General features: G+C 57.4%; 19 protein-coding genes. 4 read left to right on the top strand and 15 right to left on the bottom strand.

Annotated elements, in window-relative coordinates:
- Positions 1–4: 4 nt before the first annotated feature.
- From nuoH to KHQ24_RS19630, 8 genes are all read right to left on the bottom strand, one after another.
- Complete coding sequence (gene nuoH, locus KHQ24_RS19665) at positions 5–982, bottom strand: NADH-quinone oxidoreductase subunit NuoH (protein WP_002913156.1); 978 nt, start codon at positions 980–982, stop codon at positions 5–7.
- On the bottom strand, positions 979–3,705 hold the full coding sequence (gene nuoG, locus KHQ24_RS19660; protein ID WP_211777422.1) for an NADH-quinone oxidoreductase subunit NuoG: 2,727 nt from the start codon (positions 3,703–3,705) through the stop codon (positions 979–981). The genes nuoH and nuoG overlap by 4 nt, the downstream gene beginning before the upstream one ends.
- Positions 3,706–3,738: 33 nt before the next feature.
- The gene (gene nuoF, locus KHQ24_RS19655; RefSeq protein WP_002913158.1) at positions 3,739–5,076 is read right to left on the bottom strand and encodes an NADH-quinone oxidoreductase subunit NuoF; all 1,338 of its coding nucleotides are present in this window, start codon (positions 5,074–5,076) and stop codon (positions 3,739–3,741) included.
- Positions 5,073–5,573: an NADH-quinone oxidoreductase subunit NuoE gene (nuoE, locus tag KHQ24_RS19650; RefSeq protein WP_002913160.1), complete on the bottom strand. Its 501-nt coding sequence runs from the start codon at positions 5,571–5,573 to the stop codon at positions 5,073–5,075. The genes nuoF and nuoE overlap by 4 nt, the downstream gene beginning before the upstream one ends.
- A gap of 2 nt (positions 5,574–5,575) precedes the next feature.
- Positions 5,576–7,384, bottom strand: a complete 1,809-nt coding sequence (gene nuoC, locus KHQ24_RS19645; protein WP_211777421.1) for an NADH-quinone oxidoreductase subunit C/D — start codon at positions 7,382–7,384, stop codon at positions 5,576–5,578.
- Between the two features lie 87 nt (positions 7,385–7,471).
- Positions 7,472–8,146 carry an NADH-quinone oxidoreductase subunit NuoB gene (gene nuoB, locus KHQ24_RS19640; RefSeq protein ID WP_002913178.1) on the bottom strand — a complete coding sequence of 225 codons (675 nt, stop codon included), beginning with the start codon at positions 8,144–8,146 and terminating at the stop codon, positions 7,472–7,474.
- A gap of 15 nt (positions 8,147–8,161) precedes the next feature.
- On the bottom strand, positions 8,162–8,608 hold the full coding sequence (gene nuoA, locus KHQ24_RS19635; protein WP_002913181.1) for an NADH-quinone oxidoreductase subunit NuoA: 447 nt from the start codon (positions 8,606–8,608) through the stop codon (positions 8,162–8,164).
- Positions 8,609–9,258: 650 nt separating this feature from the next.
- Complete coding sequence (locus tag KHQ24_RS19630; RefSeq protein WP_094311684.1) at positions 9,259–10,185, bottom strand: LysR family transcriptional regulator; 927 nt, start codon at positions 10,183–10,185, stop codon at positions 9,259–9,261.
- Between the two features lie 875 nt (positions 10,186–11,060).
- On the opposite strand from KHQ24_RS19630, the gene alaA reads away from it, so the two are divergent.
- Entirely contained in the window at positions 11,061–12,278 is a 1,218-nt protein-coding gene (gene alaA / locus KHQ24_RS19625; protein ID WP_004201748.1) for an alanine transaminase AlaA, read from the top strand.
- Positions 12,279–12,359: 81 nt separating this feature from the next.
- Entirely contained in the window at positions 12,360–12,959 is a 600-nt protein-coding gene (gene yfbR / locus KHQ24_RS19620; protein ID WP_004201749.1) for a 5'-deoxynucleotidase, read from the top strand.
- Positions 12,960–13,004: 45 nt separating this feature from the next.
- Here the strand turns inward: yfbR and KHQ24_RS19615 are convergent, their stop codons facing one another.
- The 4 genes from KHQ24_RS19615 to yfbV all read right to left on the bottom strand — a co-directional run bounded on the left by KHQ24_RS19615 (position 13,005) and on the right by yfbV (position 16,622).
- Entirely contained in the window at positions 13,005–14,837 is a 1,833-nt protein-coding gene (locus KHQ24_RS19615) for an SLC13 family permease (RefSeq protein WP_023318785.1), read from the bottom strand.
- Positions 14,838–14,913: 76 nt separating this feature from the next.
- Positions 14,914–15,573 carry a sugar phosphatase gene (locus tag KHQ24_RS19610; RefSeq protein ID WP_004201751.1) on the bottom strand — a complete coding sequence of 220 codons (660 nt, stop codon included), beginning with the start codon at positions 15,571–15,573 and terminating at the stop codon, positions 14,914–14,916.
- Positions 15,574–15,584: 11 nt separating this feature from the next.
- The gene (locus KHQ24_RS19605) at positions 15,585–16,079 is read right to left on the bottom strand and encodes a YfbU family protein (RefSeq protein ID WP_004201754.1); all 495 of its coding nucleotides are present in this window, start codon (positions 16,077–16,079) and stop codon (positions 15,585–15,587) included.
- 87 nt (positions 16,080–16,166) lie between these two features.
- Positions 16,167–16,622: a terminus macrodomain insulation protein YfbV gene (gene yfbV / locus KHQ24_RS19600; RefSeq protein WP_002913194.1), complete on the bottom strand. Its 456-nt coding sequence runs from the start codon at positions 16,620–16,622 to the stop codon at positions 16,167–16,169.
- Positions 16,623–16,960: 338 nt separating this feature from the next.
- On the opposite strand from yfbV, the gene ackA reads away from it, so the two are divergent.
- Positions 16,961–18,163, top strand: a complete 1,203-nt coding sequence (ackA, locus tag KHQ24_RS19595; RefSeq protein ID WP_004201756.1) for an acetate kinase — start codon at positions 16,961–16,963, stop codon at positions 18,161–18,163.
- 190 nt (positions 18,164–18,353) lie between these two features.
- Positions 18,354–20,501 (top strand): phosphate acetyltransferase, encoded by a 2,148-nt coding sequence (gene pta / locus KHQ24_RS19590; RefSeq protein ID WP_004201759.1) that lies wholly within the window; start codon positions 18,354–18,356, stop codon positions 20,499–20,501.
- An 88-nt stretch (positions 20,502–20,589) separates the two neighbouring features.
- Here the strand turns inward: pta and yfcD are convergent, their stop codons facing one another.
- Genes yfcD through yfcF form a run of 3 tightly spaced genes read right to left on the bottom strand, consistent with a single transcriptional unit; the run spans position 20,590 to position 22,451 of the window.
- The gene (gene yfcD, locus KHQ24_RS19585; RefSeq protein ID WP_002913197.1) at positions 20,590–21,141 is read right to left on the bottom strand and encodes an NUDIX hydrolase YfcD; all 552 of its coding nucleotides are present in this window, start codon (positions 21,139–21,141) and stop codon (positions 20,590–20,592) included.
- A gap of 57 nt (positions 21,142–21,198) precedes the next feature.
- Positions 21,199–21,750: a phosphodiesterase gene (yfcE, locus tag KHQ24_RS19580; RefSeq protein WP_004201761.1), complete on the bottom strand. Its 552-nt coding sequence runs from the start codon at positions 21,748–21,750 to the stop codon at positions 21,199–21,201.
- A gap of 56 nt (positions 21,751–21,806) precedes the next feature.
- The gene (yfcF, locus tag KHQ24_RS19575) at positions 21,807–22,451 is read right to left on the bottom strand and encodes a glutathione transferase (protein WP_004201762.1); all 645 of its coding nucleotides are present in this window, start codon (positions 22,449–22,451) and stop codon (positions 21,807–21,809) included.
- Between the last annotated feature and the right edge of the window lie 11 nt (positions 22,452–22,462).

Genomic DNA, 22,462 nt, shown 5'->3' with positions numbered 1-22,462 from the left:
CCCCTTATTGCGCCTGCCAGAGAATGACAGCCGCCGTTACCAACAAGTTGACCAGCGTTAACGGCAGGCATACCTTCCAGCCAAAGGACATTACCTGGTCATAGCGCGGACGCGGTAATGATGCGCGGATCAAAATGAACATCATCATGAAGAACGCGGTTTTCAGCGCGAACCAGATGAAAGGAGGTAACCACGGGCCATTCCAGCCGCCGAAGAACAGTGTGACGATCAGCGCTGAAACGGTGACGATACCGATGTATTCACCCACGAAGAACAGACCGAACTTCATGCCGGAGTATTCAATGTGGTAACCATCGGCCAGCTCCTGCTCCGCTTCCGGCTGGTCGAACGGGTGACGGTGACACACCGCCACGCCGGCGATGGCGAACGTCACGAAGCCGAAGAACTGCGGGATAACGTTCCACAGATGCGCCTGGTTGTTGACGATATCGGTCATGTTGAATGACCCCGCCTGCGCCACCACGCCCATCAGGGAGAGGCCGAGGAACACTTCGTAGCTTAGGGTCTGCGCGGAAGCACGCATCGCCCCCAGCAGGGAGTATTTGTTGTTGCTCGACCAACCGGCGAACAGCACCGCGTAAACCGCCAGGCCTGCCATCATCAGGAAGAACAGGATCCCGATGTTCAGGTCAGCCACCACCCACGTCGGGCTGACCGGCACGATAGCGAAGGCCAGCAGCAGCGAGGTAAAGGCGATAACCGGCGCCAGAGTAAAGATCACGCGATCGGAAAAGCGCGGGATCCAGTCCTCTTTAAAGAACATCTTGATCATGTCGGCGACCAGCTGCAGCGAACCACCCCAGCCCACCCGGTTTGGCCCGTAGCGGTTCTGGAACAGACCGAGCAGACGACGCTCGCCGAAGCTCATGAACGCGCCGCAGGTGACCACCACCAGCAGAATGACCACGGCCTTCAGGATGCTTAACAGAATGTCGATAAGATCCGGCGTTAACCAGCTCATGCTTTCGCCTCCTGCAGTGAATCAATACGCGATCCGGTCAGTACCGGCGCAATGCCCGGCATGCCCATCGGTAAGCCAACCTGTCCTGCGGTCAGACTTTCAGAGATAACCAGCGGCAGACGCAGGGTCTGGCCTTCCACGCTAAAGGAGAGCATCGCCCCGGCGTTGACGCCAAGCTTCGCGGCATCCGCCGGGTTCAGCTTGATGTACGGCTCAGGCATCCGGCTCTGGAACACCGGCGCGCGCTGTGACAACTCATCGCTGCCAAACAGGTGATAATAAGGTGCGATACGCCATTTCCCCTCTTCCGCCTGGAAGCTGGCCGGCACCGCCGTGAAGTATTCCAGCCCGCTGGCGGAAGCTTCAAACAGGCGGACGCCCGGATCGCCATGGCGCAGTTTCCCGCCCACTTCATCCTGGAACTTGTTCCATGCCTGCGGGGAGTTCCAGCCCGGCGCCCAGGCGAACGGGATCTGCGAACGCGGGGCAGACGGCTGGTTGTTCCCTTCCATGGAGAAGGCGAACATCGTGTCTTTATCCTGCGGCTGACGCGGCTCGTGGACGCTGATGTTAGCGCGCATCGCCGTGCGGCCGCTGTAGCGGTGCGGTTCACGCGCCAGTTTCTGCCCACGAATGCGGAAGGTCGCATCCGGCGCGGCATCTTTTATGCCCGCCAGCTGCGGCAGTGCGGCAATCGCGGCATCGATAACGTGGTCCAGCTGCGTCCAGTCAACCTGACGGTTGTTAACGGTGCTGTGCAGAGAATGCAGCCAGCGCCAGCTTTCCAGCATCACGGTTTTCGCGTCGTAGTAGGCCGGGTCGTAGACCTGGAAGAAACGCTGGGCGCGGCCTTCGTTGTTCACCACGGTACCGTCGCTTTCCGCAAAGCTTGCTGCGGAGAGCACCAGGTGCGCTTTGTCCATAATCGCCGTGCGCTGATGGTCAACCACCATCACCAGCGGCGCTTTGGAGAGCGCTGCGTCGACGCGGGCGGCGGAAGCATGACGGTGAAGGTCGTTTTCCAGCACGATAACTGCGTCTGCGGCGCCGCTTTCCAGTTCGTCGAGCGCCTCCTCGAGCGAGCCGCCGCCGATCATACCCAGACCGACGCTGTTCACCGCGCGGGCAACCATGGTCACGCCGACGTCGGCGCCACGGCCTTTCAGAGCTTTCGCCACGTTAGCAGCGGCCTGGATGATCTCCATGCTGCCGGCGTTGGTCCCGGAAATAATCAGTGGTTTTTTCGCCCCGGCCAGCGCCTGGACGATGACATCGACTTTACCCTGCAGTTCGCGGCTCAGGCCGTCAACCGCCGGCGCGCTGTCGTCCAGCGCATGGGCGATGGCGAAGCCGAGACGCGCCTGATCTTCTACCGGCGCGCGGTAGGTCCACGCGGCGATGTCATCCAGGCGGGTGTCATCGATGTTGGTGACGAATAGCGGGTGCTTGGCGCGCTGGCCGATGTTGAGGATCGCCGCAATCTGCCAGTCGGCCACTTTCTGTGCCGCCGCCATTTCGCGTGCTTTCCCTTTCACCGCCTGACGCACCGCCAGCGCGACGCGCGCGCCGGTCTGGGTAATGTCTTCGCCCAGCACCAGTACCGCGTCGTAGGATTCGATATCGCGCAGGCTTGGGGTGTGGATCCCACCTTCGCGCAGCACTTTCAGCATCATCTGCAGGCGCGCTTGTTCGCCTTTGGCGATGCCGGTATAGAAGTTGTCGGCGCCCACCAGCTCGCGCAGCGCGAAGTTGCTTTCAATGCTGGCGCGCGGGGAGCCGATGCCGATCACTTTCTTCGACTGGCGCAGAATATCCGCCGCGCCCTGCATCGCCTGCTCGGCGTTGAGGGTAATCAGATCGTCGCCGCGGCGCTGAACCGGCTGACGCGGACGGTCTTTCAGGTTCACATAGCCATAGCCGAAACGACCGCGGTCGCAGAGGAAGTAGCGGTTAACGGTCCCGTTATAGCGGTTTTCGATACGACGCAGCTCGCCATAGCGTTCGCCCGGGCTGATGTTGCAGCCAATGGAACACTGCTGGCAGATGCTCGGCGCAAACTGCATGTCCCACTTACGGTTATAACGCTCGGAGTGCGTTTTATCGGTGAAGACGCCGGTCGGGCAGACTTCCACCAGGTTGCCGGAGAATTCGCTTTCCAGGGTGCCATCTTCCGGGCGGCCGAAGTAGACGTTGTCGTGGGCGCCATAGACGCCCAGATCGGTGCCGTCGGCATAATCTTTGTAGTAGCGCACGCAGCGGTAGCAGGCGATGCAGCGGTTCATTTCGTGAGAAATAAACGGCCCCAGATCCTGGTTGCGGTGGGTACGCTTGGTAAAACGATAGCGGCGGAAGCTATGGCCGGTCATCACCGTCATATCCTGCAGGTGGCAGTTGCCGCCCTCTTCGCAGACCGGGCAGTCGTGCGGGTGGTTGGTCATCAGCCACTCCACCACGCTTTCGCGGAACTGCTTCGCTTCGCCGTCGTCGATAGAAATAAAGGTGCCGTCGGATGCCGGAGTCATACAGGACATCACCAGGCGACCACGCGTGTCTTCCGCGTTCTGATATTGCTTCACCGCACACTGGCGGCAAGCACCGACGCTCCCTAGCGCCGGATGCCAGCAAAAGTAGGGAATATCAAGCCCAAGAGAGAGACAAGCCTCCAGCAGGTTGTCCGCTCCGTTGACCTCGTATTCTTTGCCGTCTACATGAATCGTAGCCATTAGCGTGCTTCCAAAAATAAAAAAACCTTTAGATTACCAGCGCGTCTTAAGCAGGTTCGGCTGAATCCCGTTGATTGCATGGGTATTGCTGAACTGCTGCTTAATGCCAGCCTCGAATTCTTCGCGGAAATATTTAATCGCGCTCTGCAGCGGCTCAACCGCGCCCGGCGCGTGCGCGCAGAAGGTTTTCCCTGGGCCCAGGAATCGACACAGTTGCTCAAGCGTTTCGATATCGCCAGGCTGACCTTCGCCGCGCTCCAGGGCGCGCAGGATCTTCACGCTCCACGGCAGACCATCGCGGCACGGCGTACACCAGCCACAGGACTCGCGGGCAAAGAACTCTTCGAGGTTGCGCACCAGCGAGACCATGTTGATCTCGTGGTCAACGGCCATCGCCAGCGAGGTGCCCAGACGGCTGCCCGCTTTACCAATGCTTTCGAACTCCATCGGCAGATCGAGGTGCGCTTCGGTGAGGAAGTCGGTCCCTGCCCCACCCGGCTGCCAGGCTTTAAACTTCAGGCCATCGCGCATACCGCCGGCGTAATCTTCAAGGATCTCGCGGGCCGTGGTGCCGAACGGCAGCTCCCAGACACCCGGGTTCTTCACGCGGCCGGAGAAGCCCATCAGCTTGGTGCCGGCATCTTTACTGGTGGAGATGTTCTGGTACCACTCGACGCCGTTAGCCAGAATCGCCGGCACGTTGCACAGGGTTTCCACGTTGTTGACGCAGGTCGGCTTACCCCACACGCCGGAGCTCGCCGGGAACGGCGGCTTGGAGCGCGGGTTAGCGCGGCGGCCTTCCAGGGAGTTGATCAGCGCCGTCTCTTCGCCGCAGATATAGCGTCCTGCCCCGGTGTGGACAAACAGCTCGAAGTCAAAACCAGTGCCGAGGATATTTTTCCCCAGCAGGCCCGCCTCGGTGGCTTCGGCAATCGCGCGGCGCAGATGCTGGGCCGCTTCGATATACTCTCCGCGCAGGAAGATGTAGCCGCGATAAGCCTTCAGCGCAAAGGCGGAGATCAGCATGCCTTCCACCAGCAGGTGCGGGAGCTGCTCCATCAGCAGGCGGTCTTTATAGGTGCCCGGCTCCATCTCATCGGCGTTACACAGCAGGTAACGGATGTTCATGGATTCGTCTTTCGGCATCAGGCTCCACTTCAGACCGGTGGAGAAGCCCGCGCCGCCGCGCCCTTTCAGGCCAGCGTCTTTTACCGCCGTGACGATCTCGTCCGGCGCCATGCCGGTCAGCGCTTTTCGCGCCCCTTCATAGCCATTTTTGCTGCGATACTCGTCCAGCCAGACCGGCTGCTTGTCGTCGCGCAGGCGCCAGGTGAGCGGATGCGTTTCCGCAGTACGAATTACGGTTTTCATTTGTACTGCTCCAGCAGGTCAGGAATTGCCTCCGGCGTCAGATGGCTGTGAGTGTCCTCATCAATCATCATGGTCGGTCCCTTGTCGCAGTTGCCCAGGCAGCAGGTCGGCAGCAGGGTAAAGCGGCCATCAAAGGTGGTCTGCCCTGGCTTGATGTTCAGCTTCTTCTCGATGGCGGCCTGAATCCCCTGATAGCCGGTAATGTGACACACCACGCTGTCGCAGTAGCGGATCACGTGACGGCCAACCGGCTGGCGGAAAATTTGGCTGTAGAACGTCGCCACGCCTTCGACGTCGCTGGCCGGGATGCCCAGCACATCGGCAATGGCGTAGATCGCGCCATCCGGCACCCAGCCGCGCTGTTTCTGAACGATTTTCAGCGCTTCGATGGACGCCGCACGCGGGTCTTCGTAGTGGTGCTTCTCGTGCTCAATAGCCTCACGCTCTGCCGCACTCAGCTCAAAAGCCTCGGTTTGTGGTTGTTGATTCTCGTGCATAATTAGCGGTCCACGTCTGACATAACAAAATCGATACTACCCAGATAGACGATCAGGTCGGATACCAGGCTGCCGCGGATCGCCGACGGGATCTGCTGCAGGTGCGCAAAGCTCGGCGTGCGGACGCGGGTACGGTAGCTCATGGTGCTGCCGTCGCTGGTCAGGTAGTAACTGTTAATCCCCTTGGTCGCCTCAATCATCTGGAAGGATTCGTTGGCCGGCATGACCGGGCCCCACGATACCTGCAGGAAGTGGGTGATCAGGGTTTCGATATGCTGCAGCGTGCGCTCTTTCGGCGGCGGCGTGGTCAGCGGGTGATCCGCTTTGAACGGCCCTTCCGGCATATTGTCGAGGCACTGCTGAAGAATGCGCAGGCTCTGGCGCAGCTCTTCGACTTTCAGCATCACGCGGGTGTAGCAGTCAGAAACGCCACCGCCGGTCGGGACTTCGAAGTCGAAATTTTCGTAGCCAGAATAAGGACGCCATTTACGCACGTCGAAGCCGATACCTGTGGCGCGCAGGCCTGCGCCGGTGGTGCCCCACTCCAGCGCCTCTTTGGCGGTATAGGCTGCCACGCCGACGGAACGGCCCTTCAGAATGGTGTTGCGCAGGGCGGCTTTTTCATAGGAGTCCAGACGCTTCGGCATCCACTCGAGGAACTCACGCAGCAGACGATCCCAGCCGCGCGGCAGATCGTGCGCGACGCCGCCGATGCGGAACCACGCCGGGTGCATACGGAAACCGGTGATCGCTTCCACCAGATCGTAGATTTTCTGCCGATCGGTAAAGGCGAAGAAGACCGGCGTCATCGCGCCGACGTCCTGAATAAAGGTTGAGATATACAGCAGGTGGCTGTTGATGCGGAACAGTTCGGAGAGCATCACGCGGATCACGTTGACGCGATCCGGCACGGTGATCCCGGCCAGTTTTTCTACGGCCAGCACGTACGGCATCTCGTTGACGCAGCCGCCAAGGTATTCGATACGGTCGGTGTACGGGATGTAGCTGTGCCAGGACTGGCGCTCGCCCATCTTCTCGGCGCCGCGGTGGTGGTAACCGATATCCGGCACGCAGTCGACGATCTCTTCGCCATCCAGCTGCAGAATAATGCGGAAGGCACCGTGCGCGGACGGGTGGTTCGGACCGAGGTTGAGGAACATGAAGTCCTCGTTGTCGGTGCCGCGTTTCATGCCCCACTCTTCCGGTTTGAAAGTCAGCGCTTCCATCTCCAGATCCTGTTTGGCTTTGGTCAGCTCAAATGGATCGAATTCGGTGGCGCGCGCCGGGTAGTCTTTACGCAGCGGGTGGCCTTCCCAGGTCGGCGGCATCATGATGCGACGCAGATTTGGGTGGCCATCAAAGGTAATACCAAACATTTCCCAGGTTTCACGCTCATACCAGTTGGCGTTGGGGAACAGTTTGGTGAAGGTTGGCAGATGCAGATCGTTTTCAGACAGCGCCACCTTGAGCATGATGTCGCGGTTGCGGTCGATGGAAATCAGGTGATAGAAAACGGAAAAATCCGCGGCGGGCAGGGCATCGCGGTGCGTGCGCAGACGTTCGTCCATACCGTGCAGGTCAAACAGCATCACGTAAGGCTTCGGCAATTTCTTCAGGAAATCACCCACCTCAAGCAGCTGCTCGCGCTTGACCCATACCACCGGTACGCCGGTGCGGGTTGGCTGAACGGTAAAGGCATCCGGCCCAAAGCGGTTGCGCAGTTCGCCGATCACCGGGTCATCAAGGTGATCGCGGGTTTGCCAGGCTGGTGCGGCGTCATGCGCGGTTAAATCGGTCATATTGTTCACCATTGCAAAAGGTCCGTGGTGACTGCCGGGCGAGACTTCGCGCTGTTGTAGATTGATTTGCGAAGTGTTTCTCCCGCCCGCAGGCGCAAATTAAATCTCGTCCGGCGTCCGCAGATTGGTCACTGCAATACGTTCGCCGCGTTTACGCTCGCGTTCCGACTGCATATTGGCGCGATAGACGCCCTGATCGCCAACCACCCATGAGAGCGGACGACGTTCTTTACCAATGGACTCCTGCAGCAGCATCAGCGCCTGCATATAGGCCTCCGGACGCGGCGGGCAGCCCGGGATGTACACATCGACCGGGATGAATTTATCCACGCCCTGGACGACGGAATAGATGTCGTACATGCCGCCGGAGTTCGCGCAGGCGCCCATGGAAATCACCCACTTCGGCTCCAGCATCTGATCATAGAGACGCTGAATCACCGGCGCCATTTTGGTGAAGCAGGTTCCGGCGACCACCATCAGGTCCGCCTGACGCGGAGAGGCGCGCAGAACTTCGGCCCCAAAGCGCGCAACGTCATGCACCGCAGTGAATGACGTCACCATTTCCACATAACAGCAAGAAAGGCCGAAGTTATACGGCCAAATTGAGTTCTTACGGCCCCAGTTCACCATGTCATGCAGCGCGTGTTCGAGTTTCCCCATATACACGCTTTTGTTGACTTCCTGCTCCAGGGGGTCGGTAACGATCTCCTGTTTCTGCAGGGGGTAACGGTCGTTCTCACCGTTAGGATCTATGCGGGTGAGCGTATAATCCATCTTATTGCCTCGCTTTTACTGCATATGACGGTTAGTGGGACTGTCTGTTTCCGGGTTAACCAGCGTGCGACGGGAACGCGCAGGCGTCCAGTCCAGTGCGCCGATGCGAACGAGATAAACCAGACCAGCCAGTAGCACTAAAATGAAAATTGCGGCTTCCACAAAGCCGACCCAACCGCTCTCGCGGATGGAGGTCGACCATGCGTAGAGATACAGGGCTTCCACGTCGAAGATAACGAAGAACATGGCAACCAGATAAAACTTCGCAGAAAGACGTAAGCGGGCCGAACCAACGGAGTCGATCCCCGATTCAAACGGCGTGTTTTTGCTACGCGCGCGCGCGCGACCGCCAAGGTACCAGCCGCCGACGAGCATCAGGCAGCACAGGCCGATAGCGATGATGAGAAATATAGCGAATGCCCAGTGATGAGCGATGACTTCAGTGGATGTTGACATACGCATTGCTTAACCAAAAAAGTGTAGCGCCAAAACCCTCTGCTCTTACTGGCAGATGAACGCCACAGCGTTTCACGGGAGGAATAAAAAATAACCGTGCAAAAAAGCGTCCCTGGAAGATGTGAGAAGCCCAGATGCCGTGGCTTTTTACCCCTTTCTTTAACCTTTTGTCAACTTTAACAAAAGTTTTCATAACATTAATTTACATTGGAATCTTTTCATTAACATTAAATGCCCTTTTATGCGAAATAACCTTGCATACTGTTCGGTTTTAGTGTTGTTGAATCGTGTCCGTTTCCGTCGTAAATCAAAAATCCCTGCTATTTTGACAGGATTTAGCCTCGATTCCTCCCCCCAAAGAGGGGTATTTTCTTGATCTGCGACACGGTTTTGTTAATTACCCCAGGAAATCGGCAACAATCCATCCGGTTTTTTAACATTAGCAGGAAGTGTTGAAAGTGCTGGGAAAAGTCGGCAAGGTGAGCGCCAGGTCACGCCAATATGCTGATTTTCTTGCAAAGAAATAAAAAAAAGATTCAAAACATCAATAATAGTGCAAAAAAAAGAGCCACCAGACGGGAAACCCACCCTTGAGGCTCTTTTTGGGCACTTACATTCTGTTACCAGTTTTTGTGATCTTTGTTAGCAAAATAACCTCACAAAATGAAGGTGCTTCCTCCCTCTTCCGGAGTAAGTGCCGGCCCGGCGCGCCAGGGATCGCTCTCCTGGCTCAGAGACTGAAAAATCGCCTGCGGTAGTTCGCCCACCGTCTGCGGATTGCAGCTAACGACGTACCGGGTATCCGGCAGGACCGGCAGGCCATCGCTGATGCCGGCCACGCGCAAATCCGGGCTCATCATTTCGACCGCACGCGCGGTGACCCCCAGCCCGGCTTTCACCGCCGCTTTCACCCCGGAGAGCGACGAGGCGCCGTGGGCCAGATGCCAGGAGACGCGGGCAGCCTCCAGCGCGGCGATGATGTCCTCACGGAACGGGCCAGGCTCTTCGAGCAAGATGAGGGGGATCGATTCCCCTTTCGCCAGCACGTAGTCCGCTGCACAGTACCAGAGGGTAGGCGACGTTCTCAGCGTGAAAGCAGTAAAACCGGGAAGCTGATGGGTGGTTAATGCCAGATCGACCTCTCCCGCGCTCAGCATCGCCATGATGACGGCATGGGGATGGACTTTAATCTCCAGCGTCATTCTGGGATAGAAGCAGCCGATGCGGTTTAACAGAAACGGCAGGATAGTATCAGCGGTTTCTTCCGACGCGCCGATGGTCAGTCCCCCCTGCAGGCTGCCATACATCAGCGACATGCAGGCTTCATCGTTAAAGCGCAGGATTTTGCGGGCATAGCCCAGCAACTGGATGCCCTGCTCGGTCAGCAGTTTATTGCGTCCGTGACGAGCGAAAAGCTCCTTGCCAACCAGTTGCTCCAGGCGTTGCATTTGCTGGCTGACCGCGGACTGGGTACGACACACTGCGGCGGCGGCGGCGGCGAAGGTGTTCAAATCAGCGACTGCTACAAAGGTGCGCAGCAGATCGAGATCGAGGTTGAGTATCGGACGTGTTGTATTAATCATCTTTCTTCACTTACAGGTGGCTAACGCTGACCTGCCTTGTTGATGCTTTACGCCAGGTTTCCGGCTATTCCCTGAGCCTCGTGCTCACCGTCTGATGGCGGATAAACAACTGGACGAACGTTATTACATGCCAAAGTACTCGTCTGAGCAAATGCGCAGAACACCGGAGTAATATATTGTTCGTATTTCTCATTATTATTTATTACCACGGCCAGCCAGGCGTCTTACGTCGCCCCGGAAAATCGCGCAGTAGCGGTGAGAAAGCCTCTCTTTCGCCGGACTTCTTTTTGGCGAACGACGAACAATAAAATCCTGTAATAACAATATATTAAATATCAATTCAGCCATAATTCATGCCGACTACCACTGATATTAACGGCGATATTCTAACCGATTCCCATCCTTTTTATAAGCCTTAATAAGGATTAACTGAGATAATTTTAAATTTTTTTCAACATTTTATATAAATTAACAAACCTCAGATTATTACCTGTCAAAAATAATAATAATGCGCTTACGCGCAGTTTTTTATTAAAATTATTTAACATCAAAATTACAAATCAACCGCTATGAGATTAAGAATAGCGTTTTCTAGCCGCCCCCCATTCTCCAGCGCCCCGTTTACCTAACCAACAAACCAGATAAATGATGGTAAAAAAGGCACTACATCAACATAGACGACCGAAAAAATGCCATGAAAAGGCATAAACCATAGGAAAAACCAGCAACCAACAGATAAATCAATTACGCTTAAAATCCTGCATTAGCAAAATCTTCTCCTGCAAAGCCTTCAAAACAGCGGGGAGGCGGAGTACATTGTTCCGTGCTGACTTCCACGGCAGGGAGTGGCGATAACAGCTAAAAGGTCAAGATTCATGTCCCCCATCGAAAAATCCAGCAAGTTAGAGAACGTCTGTTATGACATCCGCGGACCGGTTCTGAAAGAAGCGAAACGTCTTGAAGAAGAAGGCAATAAGGTTCTGAAACTGAACATCGGCAACCCGGCACCCTTCGGCTTCGAGGCCCCTGACGAGATCCTCGTCGACGTCATCCGCAATCTGCCTACCGCCCAGGGATACTGCGATTCGAAAGGATTGTACTCGGCGCGTAAAGCTATCATGCAGCATTACCAGGCGCGGGGAATGCGCGATGTCACCGTGGAAGATATTTACATCGGCAACGGCGTGTCCGAGCTGATTGTGCAGGCGATGCAGGCGCTGTTAAACAGTGGCGATGAGATGCTGGTTCCCGCTCCGGACTACCCGCTGTGGACGGCGGCGGTGTCTCTTTCCAGTGGTAAAGCGGTGCACTATCTGTGTGACGAATCCTCTGACTGGTTTCCGGATCTTGACGATATCCGCGCCAAAATCACGCCTCGCACCCGCGGGATCGTGATCATCAACCCCAACAACCCCACCGGCGCGGTCTACTCCAAAGAGCTGCTGCAGGAGATCGTGGAGATCGCCCGCCAGCACAACCTGATTATTTTCGCCGATGAGATCTACGACAAGATCCTCTACGACGAAGCCCAGCATCACTCGATTGCCGCTCTGGCGCCGGATCTGCTGACGGTGACCTTCAACGGACTGTCGAAAACTTACCGCGTCGCCGGCTTCCGTCAGGGCTGGATGGTGCTGAATGGCCCGAAAAAACACGCGAAAGGCTATATCGAAGGACTGGAAATGCTGGCCTCAATGCGTCTGTGCGCCAACGTGCCGGCCCAGCATGCTATCCAGACCGCGCTGGGCGGCTACCAGAGTATCAGCGAATTCATCATTCCCGGCGGGCGTCTGTATGAACAACGCAACCGCGCCTGGGAGCTGATCAACGATATTCCGGGCGTCTCCTGCATGAAGCCAAAAGGCGCGCTGTACATGTTCCCGAAAATTGACGCCAAACGCTTCAATATTCACGACGACCAGAAAATGGTGCTCGATTTCCTGCTGCAGGAGAAAGTGCTGCTGGTGCAGGGTACTGCCTTTAACTGGCCGTGGCCGGATCACGTGCGTATTGTGACCCTGCCTCGCGAAGACGACCTGGAGATGGCGATCTCCCGCTTTGGCCGCTTCCTCTCCGGCTACCATCAGCTTTAGTCGTGCTGCCGCCGGCATTTGCATCCGGCGGCGATCCCTGCGCACAATGGAACCCGATGTTGTCACTGATTAAGGGTTCCTATGAGTCAGAGTCATTTCTTTGCCCACCTCTCCCGTCTGAAACTGATTAACCGCTGGCCGCTGATGCGCAACGTGCGCACCGAAAATGTCTCCGAGCACAGCCTGCAGGTGGCGATGGTCGCCCACGCGCTGGCGGCGATTAAAAACCGCAAATTTGGCGGCCAGGTCAACCCAGAGCGTATCGCCCTGCTGGCGATGTACCACGACGCCTCCGAGGTTTTAACCGGTGATCTCCCTACCCCAGTGAAATATTTTAATTCACAGATTGCCCAGGAATATAAGGCGATTGAGAAAATCGCCCAGCAGAAGCTAGTGGATATGGTGCCTGACGAGCTGCGCGATATTTTCGAACCGCTGATTGACGAGCATCATTACAGTGAGGAAGAGCAGTCGATCGTCAAACAGGCTGACGCCCTCTGCGCCTACCTGAAATGCCTCGAAGAGCTGTCGGCGGGCAACAACGAATTTCTGCTGGCCAAAGGCCGTCTGGAAAAAACGCTGGCGTCGCGGCGCAGCGCGGAGATGGATTATTTTATGCAGGTGTTTGTCCCGAGCTTCCAGCTGTCGCTGGATGAAATCAGCCAGGATTCGCCGCTGTAATTTTTCAGGCTGGGCAGCGGTCGCCCCCTACCCGGCCTGCATATCTTAAAACGGGAAGAGCACCGGGATCAGCAGAACGCAGACCACCATCACCAGCACGGTAAAGGGCACGCCGATTTTGACAAAATCGCTAAATGAGTACTTACCCGGGCCAAGCACCAGAGTATTAACCGGCGACGAGACCGGGGTCATAAACGCCGCCGAAGCCGCCATCGCCACCACCATGGCAAAGGGATAAGGCGACACACCCATCGACTTCGCCGCCGCCAGGGCAATAGGCGCCATCAGCACCGCGGTGGCCGTGTTAGAGATAAACAGGCCTATCGCCGCGCACATCACAAACAGGCAGCCGAGCATCAGATAAGGCCCCTCGCCTCCGGCGACGTCCATTAGTCCCTTAACCACCAGATCCACCCCACCGGTTTTCTGCAACGCCAGGGCGAACGGCATCATCCCGACAATCAGAATGATGCTCGGCCAGTGGATCGCCTTGTAGGCGCTTTCGGCGTTGATACAGCGGAATTTGCCCATCAGCAGACAGGCGATGATCGCGGCGATGGGGTTGGGGATTTCATCCGTCAGCATCAGGGCCACCATCAGCACCAGACAGAAAATCGCGTGCGGAGCCTGGCTGTGGGCCGGCGAAGCGTCATCAACCTCAACCGGCATATTGAGCACCACGAAATCCCGGCCGCGCTTCGCCAGCAGGGCAATTTGCCGCCAGTTGCCGACCACCAGCAGAATATCGCCGAGCTGCAGCGGCTCATCGACCACGGAACCATCCATCGCCTTGCCATCGCGCTTCATGCCGACGATATTGAGACCAAACCGGGTGCGGAAGGCTATCTCACGCACCGTTTTGCCCATCATCTCTGAATCCGGGATCAGCGCCACCTCCGCCATCCCCACATCCAGCGCCTGATCGGCAAAATACTCCCCGCGCAGCACCATCGGCTCGAGCATTTGCTCGCCGCAGAACTGGCGCAAGTCGACATCGGAGGCAGACATATCGATCAGCAGGACGTCGCGGGCGCGAAATTCCGAGACCCCATTGACGTTAACAATCACCCGACGGAACCGTCGCCAGCGCTCAACGCCGATGACGTTGGCACAGTAGCGCTCACGCAGCTTTAAATCATCCAGCCGCTGACCGATCATCGGCGAACCGGGTCGGATCGCCAGCCGGCGGGCGCGGCCGGTGAGGTGATATTCGCGGATCAAATCGCGAAAGGTACTTCTTTTTCGCCCATCGCGCGCGGAATCGCCATTATCCGTCTTCAGCATAAAGCGCACCGCCAGCATATAGACGATGCCCAGGATCAGCACCACCAGGCCAATCGGCGTGACGCTGAAAAAACTGAAGCCGTGCAGTCCTTCGCGCAGCAGTTCACTGTTGACCACCAGGTTGGGCGGCGTCGCCACCAGGGTCATCATCCCGCTGATAAGCCCGGCGAAGCTCAGCGGCATCATCAGCCGCGAGGGTGAGGTATTCATCCGCGCCGAGACGCTAAGGACCACCGGAATGAAAATGGCGACCACGCCGGTGGAGCTCATAAACGCGCCCAACCCGGCGACGGTGAGCATCAGGTAGATCAGCATTTTGGTTTCGCTGTTGCCTGCCACGCTCACCAGCCAGGCGCCCATCTTGGTGGCCACCCCGGTACGCACCAGGCCGTCGCCGATAATAAACAGGGCGGCAATCAAGATCACGTTAGGATCGCTGAACCCGGAAAAAGCTTCGGTCAGCGTCAGCGTGCCGCTGAGGACAAAGGCGACAATGACCATCAGGGCGATAGCATCCATGCGCACCTTACCGGTAGCAAACAGAACAACTGCGATGGCCAGGAGGGATAAAACCCAAATCAATTCACCGTTCACAACGTTTCCTTGTCACAAGTGGGAGTCGACATAGTGGCATAAAAAAGCCCCGACGACGCGGGGCGAAATCATGGGTTTACGCTTTAAGACGCACATTTACCACGCCGTCAGTCTGGCGTTCAACCACCAGATCTTCCAGGCTGCTCAGCACGAGGTCGGCTTCATCCCGACGGGGGGCATCGGCGGGCACGTTGACCGCGATAGTGCGACAGCCGGCCGCCAGTCCGGAGAGGAGCCCCGCCGGCGCATCTTCCACCACCGCGCACTCCCCGGCAGGCAGACCCAGCCGCTCGGCGCCCAGCAGATAGGCGTCCGGCGCCGGCTTGCCATGCTTCACCTGCTCAGCGGTGACAAACACCTCCGGCATCGGCAGGCCCGCCGCGCGGTGACGCGCATGGGCAACCGGAATCGAGCCGGAGGTGACAATCGCCCACGGGATCCCAGCCTCATTGAGCGTATTCAACAGGGCTAACGCCCCCGGTAGAGCGACGATGCCTTCGATATCAGTGGCTTCCATCTGCTCGAGATAACGGAATTCGGCCTGGATATCCTCCTCGCTGCGACCCGGCATAAAATGGCGAATGGAGGTAATGGCCTGCTTGCCGTGAATAAAACTGAGAATTTCATCATGGTCAATGGCGAAACGATCCCCCCATTTGCACCATGAACGCTCCACCACCGGCAAGGAATCCACCAGTGTCCCGTCTAAATCGAACAGGAAACCTTTACACTGCACGGGCACCTCCCTCAGGCATTGATGATTTGGTTAATTTCGTTACTGCTCAGATGATACTGGCGTGGGCAGGCGTGCCAGACGCTCAGCATCCGCTGATATTTCTCCCACATCGGGGTCTGCGAGTTAAAGCCATGGGTGCCGGCGTCAAAGTGGCTGTAACGGCCTTCAACGTTGACCATAAAGCGCACGTAGCCGAGAAAACGCGCTTCGGTGGCGGCATCAAATCCGAGGAAGGTGACCCGACGCTCGTCGATACCCGCCGCATCTTTCAGGTTGGTCCAGGAGACGTGTAGCGCGTGGTACATCTCCATGATGTCGATTACGGTACGGCAGGTTTCTTCCGTCAGCTGGCCGAACTCGCGGTCCAGTTCACGCATCTGCAGCCCATACCCACGCTCAATGATGGTTTGCAGACGACGGTAGCGCTCCGCATTGTCCGGGTCGAGCATCGTCATCATCTTGTACTGATTGGATAAAATCAGACGCTGCGCATTGGTCATTTCCATGTTGTGACTCCTGTAGCACGGTAGGGCGTGAAATAAAGAAGGCGCATAAATCATGCGCCTTCTTTTATATGCGTTTTCCGTAGTGAATTACAAATCATCAAGGAAAGTTTTATCGAGTTGTTTGAAGGCGCGCTTAAGCGTGTCAGCCAACGCCTGATAATCGGGCTTGCCTTCGACAGGCGCCAGCGCCTGCCCCGCCTCCTGCAGTTTGCCGCGTACTTCGTAGAACCAGTTAAGAATGGAAGGCGGCAGCGGCGTCACTGAACGTTTACCCAACCACCATAACCCCTGCATCGGCAGGCTCAGTGCAAACAGCGCAGTGGCCACGGCGGGCCCCAGCTGGCCGCCCAGCGCTATCTGCCAGCAGAGGGTGAAAATGGCGATCGGCGGCATGATGCGGATGGCGTAGCGGGTGGCACGAATGATGCGGTTTTCAATAAATACCGGCGCGAGGCGCTTGTCGAGAGGCCAGGTCTTCGCGTAGTGCTGCCCGCGGTTGAACAAGCTAAAGAAGCTAACGGGGCGTTTCTCAGGGGTCGACATGGCTTTACCTCAACTTTACATATAAAACTTAAAAAATTCGTGCAAAACACCAACTATGCATGACATCGTTCAAAAGATTTTGGCAAAGGATGCCGCAATCAGGTATCCTGTGCCCGCCTGAAAGGGCGGATAGACTCTTTTGCCAGGCTAGTCAAATTATCGCATATTCTGCCATTGGCTGAAAATTATGCAAAATGGCATAAAATCAAATGTACTTATCTCATCGTGCCTGAAAACAGAACAAGGCATGATGTTAATCATAAATGTCGAGGTCATCCTGCGCTACGCTAATGACACACTGACGTTTTTTTAGCCACGTATCATAAAAAGGTACTTCCATGTCGAGTAAGTTAGTACTGGTTCTGAACTGCGGTAGCTCCTCTCTGAAATTTGCTATCCTTGACGCCGTTAACGGCGACGAATACCTGTCCGGTTTAGCGGAATGCTTCCACCTGCCAGAAGCCCGTATCAAATGGAAAATTGACGGCGGCAAACAAGAAGCCGAATTAGGCGCGGGCGCCGCGCACAGCGAAGCACTGAACTTTATCGTTAACACTATTCTGGCACAAAAACCAGAACTGTCTGCTCAGCTGACCGCAATTGGCCACCGTATCGTCCACGGCGGTGAAAAATACACCAGCTCCGTCGTCATCGACGAGTCCGTGATTCAGGGCATTAAAGACGCGGCGTCCTTCGCACCGCTGCACAACCCGGCACATCTGATCGGCATCGCTGAAGCGCTGAAATCCTTCCCGCACCTGAAAGACAAAAACGTGGCAGTATTCGATACGGCGTTCCACCAGACCATGCCGGAAGAATCCTATCTCTACGCCCTGCCGTACAGCCTGTACAAAGAGCACGGCGTTCGTCGTTACGGCGCACACGGCACCAGCCACTTCTACGTGACTCAGGAAGCCGCTAAGATCCTGAACAAGCCGGTTGAAGAGCTGAACATCATCACCTGCCACCTTGGCAACGGTGGTTCGGTTTCCGCTATTCGTAACGGCAAATGCGTTGACACCTCCATGGGTCTGACCCCGCTGGAAGGCCTGGTGATGGGTACCCGCTCCGGCGATATCGATCCGGCAATCATCTTCCATCTGCACGACACCCTGGGCATGAGCGTTGACGCCATCAACAAAATGCTGACCAAAGAGTCCGGCCTGCTGGGCCTGACCGAAGTCACCAGCGACTGCCGCTACGTAGAAGACAACTACCAGGAAAAAGCCGACGCTAAACGCGCGATGGACGTCTACTGCCACCGCCTGGCGAAATACATCGGCTCCTACACCGCGCTGATGGACGGCCGTCTCGACGCCGTGGTCTTCACCGGTGGCATCGGTGAAAACGCCGCGATGGTGCGTGAGCTGTCGCTGGGCAAACTGGGCGTACTGGGCTTCGAAGTTGACCATGAGCGTAACCTGGCTGCCCGCTTCGGCAAGTCTGGCTTCATCAACAAAGAAGGCACCCGTCCTGCCGTGGTTATCCCGACCAACGAAGAGCTGGTCATCGCGCAAGACGCCAGCCGTCTGACCGCATAATTCCACACCGCCAGCCCTGACCCGCAATACTTCGCGCTGCAGGAAGGCGGCGACACAGCAGATCCCCGGCGCATACGCGACCGGGGTGAGCAAGTAGAGCCAACGCACGTGCAACGTGGAGTATGACGGGTCGCTGGTGGTGCTGTTTTGTATCCCGCCTGATACTGGCGGTAACGAAAGAGGATATACCGTGTCCCGTACTATCATGTTAATTCCTACCGGTACCAGCGTAGGTCTGACCAGCGTCAGCCTCGGTGTGATCCGCGCTATGGAACGCAAAGGCGTTCGTCTGAGCGTCTTTAAACCTATCGCCCAGCCGCGCTCCGGCGGCGATGCCCCGGACCAGACCACCACCATCGTTCGCGCCAGCTCCTCCACCACCACCGCTGCTGAACCGCTGAAGATGAACCACGTTGAATCTCTGCTCTCCAGCAATCAGAAAGATGTGCTGATGGAAGAGATCATCGCCAACTATCACGCGAACACCCAGGACGCGGAAGTGGTGCTGGTGGAAGGCCTGGTGCCGACCCGTAAGCATCAGTTCGCTCAGGCGCTGAACTTTGAAATCGCCAAAACCCTGAACGCGGAAATCGTCTTCGTCATGTCGCAAGGTACCGATACGCCAGAACAGCTGAACGAGCGTATTGAACTGACCCGCAACAGTTTTGGCGGCGCGAAAAACACCAGCATCACCGGCGTTATCATCAACAAACTGAACGCGCCGGTCGACGAGCAGGGCCGTACCCGTCCTGACCTGTCGGAAATTTTCGACGACTCATCCAAAGCGAAAGTCGTGAAGATCGACCCGGCTCAGCTGCAAAAAGGCAGCGCGCTGCCGGTGCTGGGCGCCGTACCGTGGAGCTTCGATCTGATCGCCACCCGCGCGATCGACATGGCCCATCACCTGAATGCGACCATCATCAACGAAGGCGATATCAACACCCGCCGCGTGAAATCCGTGACCTTCTGCGCGCGCAGCATCCCGCACATGCTGGAGCACTTCCGCGCAGGTTCGCTGCTGGTTACTTCCGCAGATCGTCCTGACGTGCTGGTTGCCGCCTGCCTGGCAGCGATGAACGGCGTGGAAATCGGCGCCATCCTGCTGACCGGCGGCTATGAAATGGACGCGCGCATCAGCAAGCTGTGCGAACGCGCCTTCGCCACCGGCCTGCCGGTGTTTATGGTCAACACCAACACCTGGCAGACCTCCCTGAGCCTGCAGAGCTTCAACCTCGAAGTACCGGTTGACGATCACGAGCGCATTGAGAAAGTTCAGGAATACGTTGCCAACTACATCAACGCCGACTGGATCGAATCGCTGACCGCGACCTCCGAGCGCAGCCGTCGTCTCTCTCCGCCAGCCTTCCGCTACCAGCTGACCGAGCTGGCGCGCAAAGCCGGCAAACGCGTCGTTCTGCCGGAAGGCGACGAGCCGCGTACCGTGAAAGCTGCAGCCATCTGCGCCGAACGAGGGATCGCCACCTGTGTGCTGCTGGGCAACCCGGATGAGATTAACCGCGTTGCAGCAGCGCAGGGCGTTGAGCTGGGCGCCGGTATCGAAATCGTCGACCCGGAAGTGGTGCGCGAAAGCTACGTGGCTCGCCTGGTCGAACTGCGTAAGAACAAGGGCATGACCGAAGCCGTCGCCCGCGAGCAGCTGGAAGATAACGTGGTTCTCGGCACCCTGATGCTGGAACAGGACGAAGTCGATGGCCTGGTGTCCGGCGCGGTACACACCACCGCCAACACCATTCGTCCGCCGCTGCAGCTGATCAAAACCGCACCGGGCAGCTCGCTGGTCTCTTCCGTGTTCTTCATGCTGCTGCCGGAACAAGTTTATGTTTACGGCGACTGCGCGATCAACCCGGATCCGACCGCAGAGCAGCTGGCGGAAATCGCGATTCAGTCCGCTGACTCCGCGATTGCCTTCGGCATCGAACCGCGCGTGGCGATGCTCTCCTACTCCACCGGTACTTCCGGCGCGGGTAGCGATGTAGAAAAAGTCCGCGAAGCGACCCGTCTGGCGCAGGAAAAACGTCCTGACCTGATGATCGACGGCCCGCTGCAGTATGACGCCGCGGTGATGGCTGACGTCGCGAAATCCAAAGCGCCGAACTCGCCGGTAGCTGGCCGTGCGACCGTGTTCATCTTCCCGGATCTGAACACCGGTAACACCACTTACAAAGCGGTACAGCGCTCTGCCGACCTGATCTCCATCGGGCCGATGCTGCAGGGTATGCGCAAGCCGGTCAACGATCTGTCTCGTGGCGCGCTGGTTGACGATATCGTCTACACCATCGCACTGACCGCGATCCAGTCAGCTCAGCAGCAGAAGTAATCGCCCGCTGAGAGAAAGCAAAAGGCAGCCAGATGGCTGCCTTTTTTGTCAGGAGGCGAACAGCAGTTGCTGCCACGCGTTAGCGCGTTTATTCGCGCTCGCTCTCTTCCGCGTCATCATACTCGTTGCCGGCGTTACGGGTCATCCACAGCGCCAGCGCTTTCAGCGAGTCGGGCGTGAACTCATCGCAACGGGCGGTGATCTCTTCCGGCGTTAACCAGCACACCTCGCTCACCTCCTCTTCCTGCAGGGCAAACGGCCCGTGGGAGACGCAGCTGAACAGGCTTCCCCAGACGCGGCAGAATTTATCTTCGTAGTAGAACTGGCCGTGATCGGCAAACGGCACCCCGGCGATGCCTAACTCCTCTTCCGCCTCGCGACGGGCCGACTCCAGTAGCTGCTCATCAGCCTGCACGACGCCGCCGGCGGTGGCATCCAGCATGCCCGGATGAAAGTCTTTTGTCTCGGTGCGTCGCTGCACCAGAATTTTCCCCATTCCGTCGTGAACGACGATATAGGTCGCCCGGTGGCGCAGGCACTGCGCGCGCATCTGCTCGCGGCTGGACTGTGCTATCACCTCATTGTTTTCATTAACAATATCGACCCATTCTGTGCTTGCCAAATGATTCTGTTCCGCCATCAGGAAACCTTACTTTAAAAGCGCTCTTGCGGCGCGTCTTTATGATTGAGGGCTAAATTACGGGTAAATTGCGACCTCTGCAATAACCTGATTATCATTGAGTGCTAAAACCTGCAGACGCCCCTCATCCAGTAGCCCATAGCTGGCGGAATATCCCCCTTTCGGGATACTCACTGAGCCTGGATTAAACAGAGAGAACGCCCCGCGTTTTTCAGCAACCGGAATATGAGTATGGCCATACGCCAGGACATCGCCAGCGGCAAGTGGCGGCAAATTGTCCGGGCTATAAAGATGACCGTGGGTCAGAAACAGGCGGTAGCCTTCGCCAAGCACCTGCTGCCAGGGCGCGGTCATGGGAAAACGAAGCAGCATTTGATCCACTTCGCTGTCGCAGTTACCGCGAACCGCAATGATGCGCTCCGCCACGCTGTTCAGCCGCTCGGCCACCTCCGCCGGCGCATAGCCTTCCGGCAGCGCGTTGCGTGGCCCGTGATTAAGCACATCGCCGAGGATGATCAGCCACCTGGCGCCACTTTGCGCGAACCGCTCAAGCACGCGTTCCGTCGCAGGTAGCGAACCATGAATATCGGAGGCAAACATCAGCTTCATAGGTTCCATCTCCACTGGTTACGATGCCTCTATGATAGCGGAAGCGCGGCGGGTTATCAGCCTCCGCGTTTGGCGGAAAGCGCCGCGTAACGCTGGATTGAGGCCCGCTGCCACTGGAAAGTCGCATAATCCGCCAGCGCCTCCGGCACCTCATCGCCATTGAGAACCAGACGATTGAGCATCAGCGCCAGGTCGGCATCGGCAATAGACCATTCGCCGAATAAATTTTGCCCGCCGTGGGCCAGCAGCGTGGTAGCGGTGGCAAACAGTTTTTCCGCCGACCGCTTGCCTGCCTCGCTGAGCGCCGGCATTTTCACCCCGCCAAACACCACGGCGGTGGATCGCTCTTCACGAATGGGCACCAGATCGCTGCGTAGCCAGGCCTGGATCTGCCGGGCGCGGGCCCGCTTTTGCAGATCGTGTGGATAAAGGCGCTCCCACTCAGGCGGTGCGAAACGCTCATCGAGATATTCGGTAATCGCCGAAGACTCGCTCAGCGCGAAATCGTCAACCTCCAGCAGCGGTACGCGACGGGTGGCGGTATAGCCCGTCCAGCCGGCCTGCAGATGTTCGCCGCTGCCCAGGTCGATGGTTTTAAGGCTAAAAGGCAGGCTCTTTTCCTGCAGCGCGACATAAACAGACATCACGTACGGTGAGAAAAAATCGGCATCGGACCACAGGGTAATCACAGGCTGGCTCATAACTTCCTCAG

It is taken from the genome of Klebsiella sp. 54, assembly GCF_018223875.1.
Lineage (GTDB): Bacteria > Pseudomonadota > Gammaproteobacteria > Enterobacterales > Enterobacteriaceae > Klebsiella > Klebsiella quasipneumoniae.
This window is presented reverse-complemented; position numbering and strand designations above follow the sequence as displayed.

Bases quoted from the DNA above. Each gene is read 5' to 3' on its own strand.
- ackA (WP_004201756.1), top strand. From the start codon at position 16,961: ATGTCGAGTAAGTTAGTACTGGTTCTGAACTGCGGTAGCTCCTCTCTG.
- yfbV (WP_002913194.1), bottom strand. From the start codon at position 16,622: ATGTCGACCCCTGAGAAACGCCCCGTTAGCTTCTTTAGCTTGTTCAAC.
- nuoF (WP_002913158.1), bottom strand. From the start codon at position 5,076: ATGAAAACCGTAATTCGTACTGCGGAAACGCATCCGCTCACCTGGCGC.
- yfbR (WP_004201749.1), top strand. From the start codon at position 12,360: ATGAGTCAGAGTCATTTCTTTGCCCACCTCTCCCGTCTGAAACTGATT.
- alaA (WP_004201748.1), top strand. From the start codon at position 11,061: ATGTCCCCCATCGAAAAATCCAGCAAGTTAGAGAACGTCTGTTATGAC.
- nuoA (WP_002913181.1), bottom strand. From the start codon at position 8,608: ATGCGTATGTCAACATCCACTGAAGTCATCGCTCATCACTGGGCATTC.
- nuoB (WP_002913178.1), bottom strand. From the start codon at position 8,146: ATGGATTATACGCTCACCCGCATAGATCCTAACGGTGAGAACGACCGT.
- nuoC (WP_211777421.1), bottom strand. From the start codon at position 7,384: ATGGTGAACAATATGACCGATTTAACCGCGCATGACGCCGCACCAGCC.
- KHQ24_RS19630 (WP_094311684.1), bottom strand. From the start codon at position 10,185: ATGATTAATACAACACGTCCGATACTCAACCTCGATCTCGATCTGCTG.
- KHQ24_RS19605 (WP_004201754.1), bottom strand. From the start codon at position 16,079: ATGGAAATGACCAATGCGCAGCGTCTGATTTTATCCAATCAGTACAAG.
- yfcF (WP_004201762.1), bottom strand. From the start codon at position 22,451: ATGAGCCAGCCTGTGATTACCCTGTGGTCCGATGCCGATTTTTTCTCA.
- yfcE (WP_004201761.1), bottom strand. From the start codon at position 21,750: ATGAAGCTGATGTTTGCCTCCGATATTCATGGTTCGCTACCTGCGACG.
- yfcD (WP_002913197.1), bottom strand. From the start codon at position 21,141: ATGGCGGAACAGAATCATTTGGCAAGCACAGAATGGGTCGATATTGTT.
- nuoE (WP_002913160.1), bottom strand. From the start codon at position 5,573: ATGCACGAGAATCAACAACCACAAACCGAGGCTTTTGAGCTGAGTGCG.
- nuoH (WP_002913156.1), bottom strand. From the start codon at position 982: ATGAGCTGGTTAACGCCGGATCTTATCGACATTCTGTTAAGCATCCTG.
- nuoG (WP_211777422.1), bottom strand. From the start codon at position 3,705: ATGGCTACGATTCATGTAGACGGCAAAGAATACGAGGTCAACGGAGCG.